This is a genomic window from Kitasatospora sp. NPDC053057 (genome assembly GCF_044546945.1).
Lineage (GTDB): Bacteria > Actinomycetota > Actinomycetes > Streptomycetales > Streptomycetaceae > Kitasatospora.
The window spans coordinates 21235-36841 of the sequence record NZ_JBITZP010000052.1; the positions used below are offsets into that span (position 1 = coordinate 21235).

15 protein-coding genes are annotated in these 15607 nt (G+C 72.8%); 7 read left to right on the forward strand and 8 right to left on the reverse strand.

Going from position 1 to position 15607, the window contains the following annotated elements; genetic code table 11:
* Positions 1 to 15: 15 nt before the first annotated feature.
* Positions 16 to 270 (forward strand): acyl carrier protein, encoded by a 255-nt coding sequence (locus tag ACIG5E_RS34565; protein WP_396540373.1) that lies wholly within the window; start codon positions 16 to 18, stop codon positions 268 to 270.
* Positions 271 to 272: 2 nt separating this feature from the next.
* Positions 273 to 2102 (forward strand): asparagine synthase (glutamine-hydrolyzing), encoded by a 1830-nt coding sequence (gene asnB, locus ACIG5E_RS34570; protein WP_396540375.1) that lies wholly within the window; start codon positions 273 to 275, stop codon positions 2100 to 2102.
* Here asnB and ACIG5E_RS34575 read toward each other — a convergent pair.
* Positions 2086 to 2583, reverse strand: coding sequence for a MarR family winged helix-turn-helix transcriptional regulator (locus tag ACIG5E_RS34575; protein ID WP_396540377.1), 498 nt, complete (start codon positions 2581 to 2583; stop codon positions 2086 to 2088). The two genes, asnB and ACIG5E_RS34575, sit on opposite strands and share 17 nt — an antisense overlap.
* A gap of 139 nt (positions 2584 to 2722) precedes the next feature.
* Here ACIG5E_RS34575 and tcr3 point away from each other — a divergent pair, with 139 nt between their 5' ends.
* Entirely contained in the window at positions 2723 to 4255 is a 1533-nt protein-coding gene (gene tcr3, locus ACIG5E_RS34580) for a tetracycline efflux MFS transporter Tcr3 (RefSeq protein WP_396540379.1), read from the forward strand.
* Between the two features lie 217 nt (positions 4256 to 4472).
* Positions 4473 to 5048: a flavin reductase CtcQ gene (ctcQ, locus tag ACIG5E_RS34585; protein ID WP_030282588.1), complete on the forward strand. Its 576-nt coding sequence runs from the start codon at positions 4473 to 4475 to the stop codon at positions 5046 to 5048.
* An 80-nt stretch (positions 5049 to 5128) separates the two neighbouring features.
* Here the strand turns inward: ctcQ and ACIG5E_RS34590 are convergent, their stop codons facing one another.
* Genes ACIG5E_RS34590 through ACIG5E_RS34600 form a run of 3 tightly spaced genes read right to left on the reverse strand, consistent with a single transcriptional unit; the run spans position 5129 to position 9348 of the window.
* The gene (locus tag ACIG5E_RS34590; RefSeq protein WP_396540381.1) at positions 5129 to 6796 is read right to left on the reverse strand and encodes an NAD(P)/FAD-dependent oxidoreductase; all 1668 of its coding nucleotides are present in this window, start codon (positions 6794 to 6796) and stop codon (positions 5129 to 5131) included.
* Between the two features lie 16 nt (positions 6797 to 6812).
* Positions 6813 to 7847, reverse strand: a complete 1035-nt coding sequence (locus tag ACIG5E_RS34595) for a methyltransferase (protein WP_396540383.1) — start codon at positions 7845 to 7847, stop codon at positions 6813 to 6815.
* Between the two features lie 28 nt (positions 7848 to 7875).
* Positions 7876 to 9348: an FAD-dependent monooxygenase gene (locus tag ACIG5E_RS34600; RefSeq protein ID WP_396540386.1), complete on the reverse strand. Its 1473-nt coding sequence runs from the start codon at positions 9346 to 9348 to the stop codon at positions 7876 to 7878.
* 174 nt (positions 9349 to 9522) lie between these two features.
* Between ACIG5E_RS34600 and ACIG5E_RS34605 the strand changes: the two genes are divergently transcribed.
* Together ACIG5E_RS34605 and dapC are read left to right on the forward strand one after the other, a co-directional pair.
* Positions 9523 to 9945 carry a PPOX class F420-dependent oxidoreductase gene (locus tag ACIG5E_RS34605; protein WP_396540388.1) on the forward strand — a complete coding sequence of 141 codons (423 nt, stop codon included), beginning with the start codon at positions 9523 to 9525 and terminating at the stop codon, positions 9943 to 9945.
* A complete protein-coding gene (gene dapC, locus ACIG5E_RS34610) occupies positions 9942 to 11033 on the forward strand; it encodes a succinyldiaminopimelate transaminase (RefSeq protein WP_396540390.1) in 1092 nt (363 codons plus the stop codon). Before ACIG5E_RS34605 ends, dapC begins: the two co-directional genes overlap by 4 nt.
* A gap of 152 nt (positions 11034 to 11185) precedes the next feature.
* On the opposite strand, the gene ACIG5E_RS34615 is transcribed toward dapC, so the two are convergent.
* From ACIG5E_RS34615 to ACIG5E_RS34630, 4 genes are read right to left on the reverse strand one after another with little or no spacing between them, the layout of a single operon-like run.
* Positions 11186 to 12223: a methyltransferase gene (locus ACIG5E_RS34615; RefSeq protein ID WP_396540392.1), complete on the reverse strand. Its 1038-nt coding sequence runs from the start codon at positions 12221 to 12223 to the stop codon at positions 11186 to 11188.
* A gap of 12 nt (positions 12224 to 12235) precedes the next feature.
* The gene (locus tag ACIG5E_RS34620; RefSeq protein ID WP_396540394.1) at positions 12236 to 12526 is read right to left on the reverse strand and encodes an antibiotic biosynthesis monooxygenase family protein; all 291 of its coding nucleotides are present in this window, start codon (positions 12524 to 12526) and stop codon (positions 12236 to 12238) included.
* A gap of 43 nt (positions 12527 to 12569) precedes the next feature.
* On the reverse strand, positions 12570 to 14123 hold the full coding sequence (locus ACIG5E_RS34625; RefSeq protein WP_396540396.1) for a class I adenylate-forming enzyme family protein: 1554 nt from the start codon (positions 14121 to 14123) through the stop codon (positions 12570 to 12572).
* Positions 14124 to 14135: 12 nt separating this feature from the next.
* Positions 14136 to 14552 carry a nuclear transport factor 2 family protein gene (locus tag ACIG5E_RS34630; protein WP_396540398.1) on the reverse strand — a complete coding sequence of 139 codons (417 nt, stop codon included), beginning with the start codon at positions 14550 to 14552 and terminating at the stop codon, positions 14136 to 14138.
* A 234-nt stretch (positions 14553 to 14786) separates the two neighbouring features.
* Between ACIG5E_RS34630 and ACIG5E_RS34635 the strand changes: the two genes are divergently transcribed.
* The gene (locus ACIG5E_RS34635) at positions 14787 to 15575 is read left to right on the forward strand and encodes an SDR family NAD(P)-dependent oxidoreductase (protein WP_396540400.1); all 789 of its coding nucleotides are present in this window, start codon (positions 14787 to 14789) and stop codon (positions 15573 to 15575) included.
* Positions 15576 to 15607 lie beyond the last annotated feature (32 nt).

Sequence of the window (15607 nt, forward strand, 5' to 3'; positions counted from 1 at the left end):
ATGTGAGGAACAGCCATGGCAGAGTTCACCCTTGACGACCTGATCGCCGTGCTGAAGGAGGCTGCCGGAGCCGACGAGGGCATCGCCCTCGACGGCATCCTGGACGTCCCCTTCGACGACCTCGGCTACGACTCGCTCGCCCTGTTCAACACCCTCAACACCATCGAGCGCGAGCGCGGCATCACCCTGCCCGACGAGACCGTGGTGGAGGCCGTCACGCCGCGGATGCTCCTGGACGCGGTCAACCTCGCTCTCGCCACGGCCGGCTGAGCATGTGCGGAATCGTGGGGGTGGTCGACTACGACGCCCCGGCCGAACACCGCCGGGACCTGCTCCAGGCGATGACCGACACCATGGCCTGCCGGGGGCCGGACGCCGAGGGCCTCTGGTTCGGCCCCGCGGTCGGGCTCGGTCACCGGCGCCTGTCGGTGATCGACCCCGAGCACGGCCAGCAGCCGATGACCGCGGAACACGAGGGCCGCGGCGCGGCGATCACCTTCAGCGGCGAGATCTACAACTTCCGTGAGCTGCGCGCCGAACTCACCTCGCACGGCCACCGGTTCAGGACGTCCTGCGACACCGAGGTCGTCCTGCGCGGCTACCTCCAGTGGGGCGCCGCGTTGGTCGAGAGGCTCAACGGGATGTTCGCCTTCGCCGTCTGGGACGAGCGCAGCGAGGAACTCCTGTTGGTACGCGACCGGATGGGGGTCAAGCCGCTCTACTACTGGCCGACCGCCGCCGGCGTGCGCTTCGGCTCGGAGCCCAAGGCCGTCCTGGCCGACCGGACCCTGCCCCGCCGGGTCGGCCCGGACGGGCTTTGCGAGGTGCTGGACATGGTGAAGACGCCCGAGGCGGCCGTCTTCTCCGGGCTCGTCGAGGTCCGTCCGGGCCAACTCGTCCGGGTGGGGCGCAGCGGGGTGCGCCGGCAGACGTACTGGCGACTGGAGGCCCGCGAGCACACCGACGACCTGCCGACGACCATCGGCACCGTCCGTGACCTGCTCGCCGACACCGTCACCCGTCAGCTGGTCTCGGACGTCCCGCTGGGCACGCTGCTCTCCGGCGGCCTGGACTCGTCGGCCGTGACGGCGCTGGCCGCCCGCAGTGGGCCGGTGCGCTCCTTCTCGGTGGACTTCCGGGGCGCCGCCGACGCCTTCGCCTCCGACGCCGTCCGGCGGGAGGCGGACGCGCCGTACGTGCGCGAGCTGGCGGGGCACGTCGGAGCGGACCACCTGGAGGTGTTGCTGGACAGCCCCGGCCTGTCGGACCCGGCGGTGCGCTCCGCGGTGCTGCGCGCCACCGACCTGCCGCCCGCGTACTGGGGCGACATGTGGCCCTCGCTCTACCTGTTCTTCCGCGCGGTGCGGGAGAACGTCACGGTGGCGCTGTCAGGCGAGGCCGCGGACGAACTCTTCGGCGGCTACCGGTGGTTCCGCAACCCGCTGGCCCTGCGGGCGGCCACCTTCCCGTGGCTCACCCCGGGTTCGGCGCGCTACTTCGGCGGCAGCTCGCTGTTCCAGCCGGGTCTGCTGGACAAGCTCGACCTGGACGGCTACCGGGCGGCCCGGTACGCCGAGGCGCTCGCCGAAGTCCCGGTGCTGCCGGGCGAGGCGGCGCCCGAGAGGCGGATGCGCGAGATCGGCCACCTGAACCTGACCCGCTTCGTGCAGACCCTGCTCGACCGCAAGGATCGGATGAGCATGGCGGTCGGCCTCGAGGTGCGGGTGCCGTTCTGCGACCACCGGCTGGTGGAGTACGTCTTCAACGTGCCCTGGGAGATGAAGAGTTTCGACGGCCGGGAGAAGAGCCTGCTGCGGGCGGCGGTGGCCGACCTGCTGCCGCGCTCGGTGGTCGAGCGGGTGAAGACCCCGTACCCGGCGACCCAGGATCCGGGCTACGAGGGCGCCCTGCGGGCCGAACTGGCCGGGGTGCTCGCCGATCCGGACGCTCCGGTGCTGCCACTGCTGGACCGCGAGCGGGCCCTGGCCGCGGCCGCCCGTTCGATCGGGGCGGTGAGCCGGCCCTACGACCGGGGCAGCCTGGAGCTGGTGCTGTGGCTCAACTCCTGGCTCGCCGAGTACGAGGTCACGCTGGACCTGTGACGTCGGCGGCGTCCGCGCCGCCGCCCGCCGCCGGGGGCAGCCCCTCGGCCAGGACCGCCCGAAGGCCACGCAGCAGCCGCAGCGTGGCCTTCAGGTCGTCCGGATCCAGGCCGCCCGCGAGGTGCTCCATCCACAGGCGTTCGGCGGGTTCGATCCGGGCGAGGGCATCGGCGCCCTTGGCGGTCAGCGAGACCAACGGGGCCCGCCGGTCGGCCGGGTTGGGGGAGGTGCTGACCAGGCCCTCCTCGACCAGCTTCACCACGGTCTGCTGGACGGCCTGGCGGCGCAGCCCGCGCTCGCGCGCCAGGTGGGCGGCGCTCTGCGGCCCCTCGGCCAGCAGCCCGAGGACCTGCCAGCGCGCGGAGGTGAGCCCGAAGCGGGCGGACAGCGCGTCGCCCGCGCGCAGCAGGGCTCCGTTGACGGCGAACAGTTCCGTGGTGATGTCACTCAAGGTCTCGGCCGCGGGGGAGAGGTCGGTCATGGGGGCAGCCTAATCGCAGGCGCTCCACGGCCAGCCTAACCTCGTCCGGGCCGGAGTTCGGCAAGAACTTGTCATTCCGCCGCGGCAGCCACTACGCTCAACTCGACAAGACCTTGTCGATTCCGTGGGAGAAATGGGAATGGCGAACGCCACCTCGCAGACCGGCGAGGCCGTCGCGGACGAGGCCGACGGCCCCGCCGGCTTCACTCACCGCCAGATCATCACCGCGCTGTCCGGGCTCCTGCTGGCCGTGCTGCTCGCCGCACTCGACCAGACGATCGTCTCCACCGCGCTGCGCACGATCGGCGACCAACTGCACGGCCAGACCGTCCAGGCCTGGGTGATCACCGGCTACCTGGTCAGCTCCACGATCGCGATGCCGTTCTACGGCAAGCTGTCCGACATCTACGGTCGCAAGCCGCTCTACCTGGCGGCGATCGTGGTCTTCGTCGTCGGCTCGGCGGCCTGCGCGATGGCGAACTCGATGGAGACGCTGGCGATCGCCCGCGTTGTCCAGGGCTTCGGCGGCGCCGGGCTGATGTCGCTGCCGACGGCCGTCATCGCCGACCTCGCCCCGGTGCGCGAGCGCGGGCGCTACTTCTCGTACCTGATGATGGCCTGGGTGGCGGCCAGTGTGCTCGGCCCGCTCGTCGGGGGTCTGTTCGCGGGCGCCGGCGAGATCCTCGGGGTGACCGGCTGGCGCTGGGCCTTCCTGATCAACGTGCCGCTCGGTCTGATGGCGCTGGTCAGCGTGCGCAAGGCACTCAACCTGCCGCACCGCAGGGTGGACCACCCGATCGACTTCCGGGGTGCGCTGACCCTGGCGCTCTGCCTGGTGCCGCTGCTGATCGTGGCGGAGGAGGGCCTCGACTGGGGCTGGGGATCGGCGCGTTCGCTGACGCTGTTCGTCGTCTCGCTGATCGGCCTGGTGCTGTTCGTGCTCGCCGAGCGGGCCCGCGGGCTGGAGGCGATGGTCCCGCTGCGGCTGTTCCGGCGCGGTGGCATCACGATGGCCACGGCCGTCAACTTCACCATCGGGGTCGGCATCTTCGGTACGGTCTCCACCCTGCCGCTGTTCCTGCAGCTGGTGCAGGGGCGCAGTGCCACCGTCGCCGGACTGGTGATCATCCCGGTGATGACCGGGGCGATCGTCTCCCAGACGATCTGCGCCAAGATCATCAAGAAGTGGAACCGTTACAAGAAGCCCGCGATCGTGGGCCTCGGTTCGATGGCCGGAGCGTTGCTGTCGCTCTCCGCCGCGGGCGCGGACACCCCGCTCGCGGTGATCGTGGTGATCGCGGCCTGGCTGGGCTTCGGCATCGGGCTCTCCCAGACCGTCATCACCCTGGCGATCCAGAGCTCGGCGCCCAAGTCCGAGCTGGGCGTGGCCAACGCCGCCTCCGGTCTGTTCCGCCAGCTCGGCGGCACGAGCGGCGCCGCCGTCTTCATGTCGGTGCTGTTCGGTGTCGCCGCCGGCAGGCTCGACGGGGCCGACCCGGACGAGGCCGTGCGCCGTGCGCTCTCCGATCCGGACTCCACCGGCGGCCTGAGCGCCGCGGCGGTCGATGCCTTCACCTCGGGCTTCGACACGATGTTCCTGGTCGGCGGCCTGATCCTTGCGGTGGGCTTCCTGCTCACCTTCCCGCTGCGGGAACTGCGCGACGAGGAGTGAGCGCGCGCACCCGCACCCCCTGAACCCGCGTACCCCCGGTCACCCCCGTGCCGGGGGTGCGCGCTTTTCCGCTCCGGCTCGGCCTGCGTCCGCGCGCCCTCGCGCGTGCCCGTTCGCGTGCCCGTTCGCGTGCCCGGAGGGCCCGACGACGGCCCGGCGCCGGCTCGAAGGCGCCCCGCGAGCATGGGGGCACCGACCCGCCGAGAGTGGAGGACCGATGCCCCCCGAACCCCTGTCCCTGCCGCTGGACCTGGCCCCCGGTCTGGTGGACGGCGACACCTTCCTGTCGATCATGGGCGCCCTGCCGACCGGGGTCACCGTGGTGACGACCCTGGGACCGGACGGGGAGCCGTACGGGCTGACCTGCTCGGCCGCCTGCAGCGTCTCCAAGGCCCCGCCCCTGCTGCTGGTCTGCATCAACCGCGACAGCCGGGTGCTGAAGGCCCTCCTGGAGCGCGGCGAGTTCGCCGTCAACGTGCTGCGCGGCGGAGGGGAGTCCACGTCCGCGCGCTTCGCCGCGCCCGTGGACGACCGCTTCCGGGACGTCCGGTGGGAGCCGGGCAGCGCCGGCGGCGTGCCGGTCATGTCGGCCGACGTCGTCGCGCACGCCGAGTGCCGGGTCGCCGCGGCCCTCGACGCGGGCGACCACACCATCGTGATCGGCGCGGTGGTGGCCGGCGGCCCCCGGCCCGAGGTGCCCAGTCCGCTGATGTACTGGCGCCGCTCCTACGCCCGCTGGCCGGTAGAGGAGGACCCGCGGACGGCCGCCCTGACCCTGGCGGCCGAGGGCTGAGCCCGTACGCGTGCGACGAACGGCGAGGGCCGCGTCCGGGAGCACCTCCCCGGACGCGGCCCTCGCCGTTGCCCGTCGTGTTACGGCTTGACCCGCATCGCCGCCCTGACCTCCTCGGCACTGGCGGCCAGCAGCTCACGGATCTCCGGGCGGTGGTGACCGGTGGCCCACTCCGCGATCCGGATCATCTTGTCCGCCGTCGGGTTGATGTGGTGGGTGTCGGGGTCGTTGAAGCCCAGGGCCGGCAGCATCCAGTCCGACTCGCGGACCCGCTGCTCCAGCACCGCCGCGGCCTCCTCGGCCGTGGTGCGCCCGGCGTCCACGGCCTCGCACAGCTCGGTGAGCTCGTCGAAGGCCTCCTTGTAGAAGTCCAGCGGACACCACAGACCCGGGTACGGGTTGTCGTCCAGCGCCTGGCAGTGGCTGTCGTCGCCGGTCTCCTTGGTCTTGGTCAGCGCGTTGAGGATGCGCTTGCCGCCGATCACGCTGGCCGAGGCCCAGATCCGGAAGACCGAGTTCCACAGCGGGTAGTGCGAGAAGGAGATGAAGGAGTTGTTGACCAGCTTGTCGTTCCAGTCCAGCAGGCCCTGCTCCAGCTCCTCCACGTAGGCGAAGCGCTCGACCGCGAAGTCGTCCTCGCGCAGCGCGGCCATCAGGCGCCAGGACAGCGCGTTGATGATCTCGCAGGTGTTGGACAGGCCGCGGGAGAAGAGCGGGTCGATGAAGCCGGCCGCGTGCGACATCAGGCACCAGCGCTCGCCGACCGTCCGGCTCGAGGAGTACTGCATGCGGTCCGTTCGCACCCACTCGCGCACACTGCGGGCGCCCTTCAACTGCCGCTGCACCGCCGGGAAGCGGTCCACGTGGGACCAGAACTCCTCCTCGGCCGTCAGGTCCGGCCGGGCGGGGTGGCGGCGCTCGTCGAGCTGGACGCCGACGCTGCACAGCGGGTTGGTGGCCCCGGGGTGGTTGTTGAACGGGATGATCCACATCCAGCCGCGCTCGAAGATGTGGTGCATCGTCCCGTCGTTCCACGGCACCGGCGGGCGAAGCTCGGCCGGCGTGTCCACGTGGTCGTCGATCGCGTCCACCCCGACCATGTGGGTGAAGATCGAGCGGGCGTGGTGCTTGAGCCGGCTCGGCTCCTCCCGCAGCCCCAACTGCCGCGCCAGCGGCGAGCGGAAGCCGCTGGCGTCGACCAGGTAACGGGCCCGGACGGTGCTGCCGTCCGCGCCGGAGACGGTCACCCCGCCGTCGTCGAACTCGATGTTCTCCACCCGGTAGTACTGCCGGGCGTCGCAGCCGTAGCGCACCGCGGCGTGGAACATGTAGGAGTCGGTGTCCTGGCGGAAGAAGTGGGCCGCGTTGCCGACGATCGCGGGGATGCGGAACTGGCTGGTCTCGTTCGGGTCCGGCTCCTCGCCGTCCCGGTGGAACATGAAGCCGAAGTTGCTCTTCTGCCCGTGCGAACTGCTGACGTTGGCGAGGACGTCCTGGAAGCTCGCCAGGTTGGCGATCTCCGGCACCCCGTACCGGTCCGAGATCAGCCGCAGCACCACCAGCGTCTGCCCGATGGTGGACTCGCCGACGGCGAAGCGGGGGTGGTGGGCGCCGTCCAGCAGCATGATCCGGAAGCCGTGCTTGGCGAGGATCGAGCCGAGCATGGTGCCCGACAGGCCGCTGCCGATGATGACGACGTCGTACGGCCGGTCGCTGTGCCGCGCCTGATCCGCGGTTGTGTCGGTCACGTCGAACTCCTTTTTCTCAGGCCGACTTGACGCCGATGGCGAAGTGGTCGCGGGTGATGGTGTCGGAGGCGGCGATCCGGTCGACGGTGAACCCGGCCTCCTCCAGGTAGGCGCGGGCCTCCTGTAGCGAGTAGGCCCCGGCCTCGTCCCGGATCATGGTGTGGTTGATCCGCTGCAGCAGGACCTCCGGGTCGCGCTCCTCCGGGTCGATCATGGCGTCGTACAGCACCACCAGGCCGCCCGGGCGCACCGCCTTGTGGGCGCGGCGCAGCAGCTCCTTGCGATCCCCGACCGGCCAGTCCGGCAGGACGTGACCGAAGATCACCACGTCCGCCTCCGGCAGGTCGGTGGCGAAGAAGTCACCGCCGTGGAAGTCCACCCGGTCGGCTGTTCCGGCCGAGGCCACCAGCTCCTCGAAGAGCGGGCGCAGCGCCGGCAGGTCGAAGACCCCGCCGCGCAGGTGCGGGTGGGCGGTGACGATCCGGGAGGCGACGTTGCCGCGCCCGCCGCCGACGTCCACGAAGGAGGTGTACCGGCTCCAGTCGATCGCGCGCGCCATCTCGTCGGCCGTGAAACCGTTGTGGGCGTCCATGTGCAGCATGATCTGCCGGGCGCGGTCCAGGTCCTCGTACTGCTTGGGGTAGGCCAGCTGGCCCTGCGCGGCCACGGCCGACTTGGCCTTGCCATCGCGCAGCGCGTCGGTCAGCTGCGCCCAGGCGTGGTAGTGCAGCCGGGCGTGCTGGCGGGCGGTGCCGCCGAGGTACGTGGGGCCGGGGAGCAGGAACTCCCGGGCGAGCTCGGAGGCCCGGTAGCCGCCGTCCTGCTCGTCCAGCAGGCCGAGGCCGACCAGGGCGTTCAGGAAGTCCTTGAACAGCCGGTGCTGGACGCCCAGTTCGGCGCGGATCTGCTCGAGGCCGGCGGAGCGCTCGGCGAGCAGCTCGAAGAGGCCGAGCTCGACCGCGCTCTGCAGCGCCTTCGCCTGGAAGTAGGCGGTGTTGAGGGCGACGATCCGGCGCGCGCGGGCGGCGGCGCTGTCGGTGGACGAGGTCATCGTGCGTCCTTTCTCAGGGATGTGGGGATCAGGCCGCCGCGCCGAACCAGGTGGTCGCGGCGTGGTGCAGTTCCTCGGTGCGGGCCGGCTCGCCGGCCCAGGCCACGTAGCCGTCCGGGCGGACCAGGTGGGCGGTGTCCGGGTCCGGGCCGCCCGACTTGACGGTCAGGGTGTCCACGCGGTCCGCCCAGGCGGCCAGCGGCGAGACGGTCGGGGCCTGTTCGGGGAGCAGCAGCAGACCGCGGGCCCCGGCGAAGCAATCGCTGATCCGCCGCGGCCCGTCGGCGGTGATCAGCTCTGCGTCCGGCATCCGGCGGCCGACCAGAGGGTGGTCGCCGCCGCCGTAGGCGACGTCGAAGCCGGAGAGCATGCCGGCGATGTGGCGGTTGGTGTCGGGCAGGGCCATCAGGTCGCGGAAGGTCTGGCGCAGTGCCTCGTACCGCGGGTCCGGGTCGATCAGGACGGCCTGGGTGCGGGTGTTGCGCACCACGCCGTCGGCGATCGGGCGACGCTCGCGGCCGTAGCTGTCCAGCAGCTCCTCGGTTCCGTGGCCGCGGACCACGGCGGCCAGCTTCCAGCCGAGGTTGACGGCGTCCTGGAAACCCAGGTTGAGCCCCTGGCCGCCGGCCGGCAGGTGGATGTGCGCGGCGTCGCCGGCCAGCAGCACCCGGCCCTGCCGGTAGGAGTCGGCCAGCCGGGAGACGTCCGTGAGGCGGGACAGCCAGGTGACGTCGTGCATCCCGTGGTCGCTGCCGGTGTGCTCGACCAGTGCGGCGCGCATCTCCTCCTCGGTAACCAGGGCGTGGCGGTCGGCGAAGGGCCGGTCGAACCAGGCGACGGTGGCCCGGTAGACGCCCGGCTGGTGCTGGAAGGCGCCGAACCAGGACCGCTTGGCGGGGTTGACCAGGCCCACCGGCCGCATCGGGCCGAGGCCCTCGCCGCGCGGCAGGTCGCCGCTGAAACGCATGTCGCCGATGAGCGCGTACATGTGCGGGTCCTGGCCGGTGAAGCCGATGCCGGCGGCCTTGCGGACGGTGCTGCCGCCGCCGTCGCAGCCGACCAGGTACCGGGCCCGAAGCGGGCCCGTGTCCGTCTCGACGGTGACCCCGTCGGCGTCCTGGACGAAGCCGGTGACGGCCGAGCCGCGCACGATCCGCACGCCCAGTTCGCGGGCCCGCTCGGCGAGCAGCTCCTCGGTGCGCAGCTGGGGCACCAGCAGCACGTACGGGTGGCGGGTGTCGAACTCCTCGAAGCGCATCGGCACGCCCAGGCTGGCGAAGTTGCCGCCCTGCAGCACGCCCGCGCCCTCCTTGAAGCGGTCGAGCAGCCCGCGCAGTTCGAGCAGTTCCACGGTGCGGCCCTGCATGCCCATGGCCTTGGAGTGCTTCTCCGGCTCCCGGCGCCGTTCCACCACCACCGCCCGGGCTCCGCTCAAGGCCAGTTCGCAGGCGAGCATCAGGCCGGTCGGCCCCGCTCCCGCCACCACCACATCGCAGTCCAACGCGACCTCCCATCTCGGTCCGGTACGACGGCCTCACCGTGTCAGCCGGACTTCGAGCCGGAGTCCAGCGCAGGTACGCGAGCAGGCCGAACGGCACCAAGGCCGCTCGAAGCGGGCTGCCTAGCGTGGGCGCCGACCCTGACCCACAGACACCCACAGACACCGAGGACAGCCATGCCATTTACCGCGAAAGAGGCCGCCTACCTGGCCTCGCAGTCGCTCGCCCGCCTGGCCACCGTGGACGGCCGGGGGCAGCCGCACGTCGTCCCGCTGGGCTTCCACCACAACGCCGAGCTCGGCACCGTCGACGTGACCGGGCGCGGCATGGCCCGCAGCCTCAAGTACCGCCACGTGCAGGGGCATCCGCGGGTGTCACTGGTGGTGGACGACGTCGTGGACGCGCAGCGCTGGGTCGTCCGCGGGATCGAGATCCGGGGCACCGCGGTGGCGCTGGCGACCGGCGGCAAGGAGATCCTGCCGCACGTCGACGACGAGCTGATCCGGATCACGCCGGAGCGGATCGTCTCCTGGGGCATCGACTCCGACTGCCAGGCGCCGCCGCTGGCCCGCAACGTCGGGGCGGGGGCGCAGGCATGATCGAGCGGCTGCCGAAGTTCCCCTGGGACGTTCTGTTCCCGTACCGCAGGCGCGCGGCCGCCCACCCCGACGGGTTGGTCAACCTGGCGCTCGGTGACCCGGTCGACCCGACCCCGGAGGCCGTGCGCGCCGCCCTGGCGGCCGCGGCCGACGCCCCGGGTTACCCGTCCACCGAGGGCACGCCCGCGCTGCGGGCCGCCGCCGCAGCCTGGCTGCTGCGCCGCGAGGGCGTGAGCGTCGAGCCGGAGGCCGTGATCCCGGCGGTCGGCACCAAGGAGCTGATCGCCTGGCTGCCCACCATGCTGGGCCTGGGCCCGGGGGACGTCGTTCTCGCCCCCGAACTCTCCTTCCCCACCTACGAGGTGAGCGCTCGACTGGCCGGCGCCACCTTCGTCCGGACGGACGACCCGCTGAGCTACGACGGCCCCGCGCCGCGGCTGCTGTGGCTGAACTCCCCGTCCAACCCGGAGGGCCGGGTGCTCGACGCCGCCGAACTGCGCGCGGTCGTCGAGTGGGCGCGCGAGCGCGGCACCCTGGTGGTCAACGACGAGTGCTACCTGGACCACGTGTGGGAGCGCTCGACCCGCTCGGTGCTCCACGCCGAGGTCACCGGCGGCGACCACCACGGCGTACTGGCGGTGCACTCGCTGTCCAAGCGTTTCAACCTGGCCGGCTACCGGGCGGGCTTCGCCGCCGGCGACCCGGACGTCATCGCGACGCTGCTGGAGGTGCGCAAGCACGCCGGCCACATGGTCCCCGCCCCGGTGCAGGCCGCCATGGTCGCCGCGCTCGGTGACGACGCGCACCTGGCGGGCCAGCGCGAGCGCTACGCCCGGCGGCGCGAGCTGCTGCGCGGGGCGCTGGTGGACGCCGGCTTCCGGATCGAGCACTCGGCCGGTGCGCTGTTCCTCTGGGCGACCAGGGACGAGCCGTGCTGGACGACCGTCGGTGCGCTGGCCGACCGCGGCATCCTGGTGGCGCCCGGTGAGTTCTACGGCGCCGCGGCCGCCCGGCACGTGCGGGTGGCCGTCACCGAGACCGACGAGCGGGTCGAGCAGGCGGTGAAGCGGCTCGCCGAGGGCATCTGACCCCGCTCCCTTCCCGTTCCGCCCCCGAGCCCCGCCGGCCCGCGCCGGCGGGGCTCACCGCTGCCCCGGACAGCGCGAGGGCCGCCGCCCCCGGACAGCACGACGCCGCCGCCCCCGGACGGATCCGGGGGCGGCGGCCGTGGGCGGGCCGGTCAGCCCCGCTCGGGCACCACGCTCTCCACCAGGTGCAGGTAGGAGTTGACCGGACGGACCTCGGCCCGGGTCAGGCCCGCCTCCTCGATCAGCGAGACCAGGCCGGCCCTGGTGTGCTTGCGGCCGCCGACGTTGAGCAGCAGCAGCAGGTCCATCGCCGTGGTGAACCGCAGCTCGGGGCTGCCGTCCACCAGGTTCTCGACCACGATCACGCGGCTGCCCGGAGCAGCCGCCCGGACGACGTTGCGCAGCGTCAGGACGGTGCTCTCGTCGTCCCACTCCAGGATGTTCTTCAGCAGGTAGACGTCGGCCTGCACCGGGATCTCCCGCCGGCAGTCGCCGCCGAGCAGCGTGGCGCGCCCGGCCAGCGCACCGCCCGGCTGCAGCCGGGCGTCGGCCCCGGCGACCACCTCGGGCAGGTCCAGCAGGGTGCCGCGCAGACCGGGGTTGCGCTCCAGCAGGGTGGCCAACACGTGCCCCTGGCCACCGGCGATGTCCACCACCGTGCCGACCCCGCCGAGGTCCAGCCGGTCGGCCAGCGCGAGCGCGGAGAGCCGGCTGGACTGGGTCATCGCCCGGTCGAACACGGCCGCCGACTCCGGGGAGTGGGCGTGCAGGTGGTCGAAGAAGTCCATGCCGTGCAGCTCGGGGAAGACGGCCTTGCCGGTGCGCACCGCCTCGTCGAGGTGGCCCCACAGCTCCCAGGTCCACGGCTCGGTGCCCCAGAGCACCATGTCCTTCAGGCTGCGCGGGGTGTCCTCGCGCAGCAGCCGGGAGGCGTCGGTGTGCACGTACCGACCGTCCGGCTGCTCGGCGAACACGCCGTAGCAGGTCAGGGCGCGCAGTAGCCGCCGCATGGTGTCCGGGTCCGCGTTCACGGCCCGGGCCAGCTCGGCCGCGCCGGCCGGCTCCTCGCCCAGGGCGTCCGCCAGGCCCAGCCGGGCCGCGGCCCGCACGGCGGCGGCGCCGGCCGCCGCCAGCCCCAGCTCGCGCAGCTGGATCACCGGCTGCGCAATGATCTCGCCGTTGTCCGTCATGGTGTTCCTCTCTCAGGCGCCGTGCTGCGCGAGCAGGTCGAACGGGGCCGGCTCGGCCTTGGCCAGGCCCATCACCTTGCCGACCCGGGTGCGGAACTCCGGCGAGCCGGTCGCCGCCTGGTGCGAGGCCGCGTCGTCCCACTCGGCGGTCTCCACGTACACCGAGGCGTCCGCGGCGGAGCGGTACAGCCGGTGCGAGCGGAAGCCGGGCCGGCCGCTCATGAACTCGCTGATCTCGCCGACGAGCGTCTCGAACTCGGCGACGTCCCCGGTGACGGTGAAGCGGTTGATGAAGGTGTACACGGTGTTCCTCCTGTGATGGGTCGGACGGGTGGGGCGGTGCGGGTCAGAGGGAGCCGAACAGCCGGTCGCGGAGCTCGCGCCGCTGGACCTTGCCCGTGGCGGAGCGTGGGATGCCCTCCACCAGGCGCAGCTGCTTCAGGTGCTCGTAGTAGGGGAGCCGGGCGTTCGCGAACGCGGTCAGGACGGCCGGGTCGACGCCGTCGCCGCGCGGCACGACGAGGCCGACGGCGACGGCGCCGCTCAGCTCGTCGGGCTGGTCGAAGACCACGCAGTCGGCGACGGCCGGGTGCCGCATCAGCACCCGCTCGATCTCGGTCGGCGACACCAGCCAGTTGTCGCACTTGAAGACGTCCTTGATCCGGTCGACGACGAACAGGCGGCCGGCCTCGTCGATCCGGCCGACGTCACCGGTGCGGAACCAGCCGTCCGCGTCGACGGCGTCGGTGGGCCCGTCGCCCAGGTAGCCCAGCATCAGCTGCGGCCCCCGGACCTGGATCTCACCGCGCTCGCCCACCGGCAGCACCGCGCCGGTGCGCACGTCCACGATCCGGCAGGCCGTCCCGGCGACCGGGGGCCCGCTGGAGCCGAGGGTGGGCCCCTCGGGCAGGTCGAAGTGCGTCGACGGGGACGTCTCGGCGAGGCCGTAGCCCTGGACGACCGGCACCCCGAAGTGCTCCTGCAGGACGGTCGTCGTCCGGGGCGGCAGCGCCGATCCACCGGACAGCACCGCCCGTAGCGAGGGGATCCGGAAGTCGGGCAGCCGCTCGTCCCCGGCGAGCCGGGACAACCGCACCGGCAGGCTGTACAGGTGCGAGGCCCGCCAGGTGCGGGCCAGTCCCACCAGTGCCGCGCGGTCCTCCTCCGGGCAGAGCACGTGTGTCGCGCCGACCGCGAGCGCGGTGTTCAGGTGCATCAGGTGGAAGGAGGGCAGGTTGTTGAGCGAGACGGCGTCGGCCGTCAGCCGGTGGGCGTGCGCCGACTGCGCCGCGTTCACCAGCAGGTTGCGGTGGCTGAGCCGGACGGTCTTCGGCGCGCCGGTGGTACCGCTGGTGAACTGCAGGCAGGCGGTCTCCACCACCTCGCCGGCCGGGACGGCGGTGCGCTCCAGCGTGTCCAGGACGGGCGTGCCGTCGCCGGCGTCGGCGGTCACCACCAGCTGCCGCAGCAGCGGCAGCCGGCCCCGCAGGGCCAGGATCCGGCGGTGCATCCGGGGCGACAGCACGGCCGCCCGGGCGCCGCAGGAGTTGAGGACGTGCACCAGGGTGTCGTCCGGGACGAGCGGGTTGAACATGGCGCTGGTGTTCCCGGAGCGGGAGATGCCCAGGAAGGTGACGGCGAAGTCGACGGTCAGCTCGGCGGCGATCGCGATGACCGTGCCGGGACCGCCGAACGCGGCGCGCAGCGCCTCGGCACAGTCGCTCACCCGGGCGTCCAGCGCGGCGTGGTCGAGCACCAGGGACCCTGCCACCAGCGCGACGTGACGTGGCGTCAGTTCGGCGGCGCGGCGGACCAGGTCGTCGATCCGGGGGCCGCCGATCAGCTCCGCCACCACGTCCAGCGGCGGACCGAAGGTCGTACTGTCCCGTGGGAGGTCCACGGTGGCCTCCTCTCAGGCGGGCAGGTCGTCCCGGTACACCTGGCGGTGCCGGACCTTCAACTCGCCGGCGACGCGCACCAGCTGGTCCTCACAGCTGCAGCTCAGGTGCACGGCGGCCGGCCCGCCCTTGGGCGTCGCGACGATCAGCGCGTAGGTCTTGGCGAGCACCCGGCCGTCCGGCTGCTCGGCGACCTCCAGCATCCCCAGCCAGTGCCGGTGCCGGATTCCGGCGTCGGCCAGGCGCTGCGCGGCCTCCCGGGCGCCCTGCTCGATCGCCGCGCGGCCCTCTTGCGGGTGCGGGCGGGCGTTGGCGGCGAACACGCCGTCCTCGGTGAAGGTCGCGGCCCACTCGGTGACCTCGCCCTCGTCCAGGTGGCGCATCTGCCGCCCGTAGAAGTGCTGGACCTCCTCGTAGAGCGAACCGGTCATGTTCCGGGCCTCCTCGTTGCGTCGGTGGTTGGGCAGCGCCGACGCTCCCACCCGCGCTTCGAATCCCGTTGGAGCGGTCGGCGCGTGCGACGCGCTCGAACCGCAGTCGAAGCCGTCCGGGCAGGGTCGGCCCGGGGCCTGTCCCCCCGGGTTCCCGACGGGGCGCGGGGGCGGGCCCGGACCGGCGGGCCCGCCCGGGCCCGCGACCCGTGAGCGAGACAGGAGATCGATGCGATGAGCACCGTGACGACCGGCGACGTCGCCCTGGTGACCGGGGCGACCAGCGGCATCGGACTGGCCAGTGCCGAGCGGCTGGCCCGGCGCGGGCTGCGCGTCTTCATCTGCGCCCGAACCGCGCAGGGCGTCGCCGAGACGGTCGCCCGCCTGCGCGGCGAGGGCCTGGCGGTGGACGGCCTCGCGGCCGACGTCCGCTCCGCGCAGGACGTGAGCACGGCCGTCCGGGCGGCGGTGGACCGCTTCGGCCCGATCGGCGTGCTGGTCAACAACGCCGGACGCAACGGCGGCGGCGTCACGTCCACCATCACCGACGAGCTGTGGCAGGACGTGATCGACACCAACCTCACCAGCGTCTTCCGCGTCACCCGCGAGGTCCTCACCACCGGCGGCATGGAGGCGGCCGGGCACGGGCGGATCATCACCGTCGCCTCCACCGGCGGCAAGCAGGGCGTCCCGCTGGGCGCCCCCTACTCGGCCTCCAAGGCCGGCGTCATCGGCTTCACCAAGGCGCTGGCCAAGGAGATCGCCCACACCGGCACCACGGTCAACGCCGTCTGCCCCGGCTACGTCGAGACGCCGATGGCCGTGCGGGTCCGCCAGGCGTACGCCGCGACCTGGGAGACCACCGAGGAGGACGTGCTCTCGCGCTTCGAGCTGAAGATCCCGCTCGGCCGCTACTCCACCGCGGAGGAGGTCGCCGGCATGGTCGACTACCTGACCACCCCCGACGCGGCGTCGATCACCGCGCAGGCGATCAATGTCTGCGGCGGCCTCGGCATCTACTGAGCCGCACCCCACGCACCCCGCCGAACTCACCC

Coding starts and splice junctions, on each gene's coding strand:
- ctcQ (WP_030282588.1), top strand. CDS start 4,473: ATGCCCCCCGAACCCCTGTCCCTGCCGCTGGACCTGGCCCCCGGTCTG.
- ACIG5E_RS34605 (WP_396540388.1), top strand. CDS start 9,523: ATGCCATTTACCGCGAAAGAGGCCGCCTACCTGGCCTCGCAGTCGCTC.
- ACIG5E_RS34575 (WP_396540377.1), bottom strand. CDS start 2,583: ATGACCGACCTCTCCCCCGCGGCCGAGACCTTGAGTGACATCACCACG.
- ACIG5E_RS34630 (WP_396540398.1), bottom strand. CDS start 14,552: ATGACCGGTTCGCTCTACGAGGAGGTCCAGCACTTCTACGGGCGGCAG.
- ACIG5E_RS34595 (WP_396540383.1), bottom strand. CDS start 7,847: ATGACCTCGTCCACCGACAGCGCCGCCGCCCGCGCGCGCCGGATCGTC.
- ACIG5E_RS34565 (WP_396540373.1), top strand. CDS start 16: ATGGCAGAGTTCACCCTTGACGACCTGATCGCCGTGCTGAAGGAGGCT.
- ACIG5E_RS34635 (WP_396540400.1), top strand. CDS start 14,787: ATGAGCACCGTGACGACCGGCGACGTCGCCCTGGTGACCGGGGCGACC.
- asnB (WP_396540375.1), top strand. CDS start 273: ATGTGCGGAATCGTGGGGGTGGTCGACTACGACGCCCCGGCCGAACAC.
- dapC (WP_396540390.1), top strand. CDS start 9,942: ATGATCGAGCGGCTGCCGAAGTTCCCCTGGGACGTTCTGTTCCCGTAC.
- ACIG5E_RS34615 (WP_396540392.1), bottom strand. CDS start 12,223: ATGACGGACAACGGCGAGATCATTGCGCAGCCGGTGATCCAGCTGCGC.
- tcr3 (WP_396540379.1), top strand. CDS start 2,723: ATGGCGAACGCCACCTCGCAGACCGGCGAGGCCGTCGCGGACGAGGCC.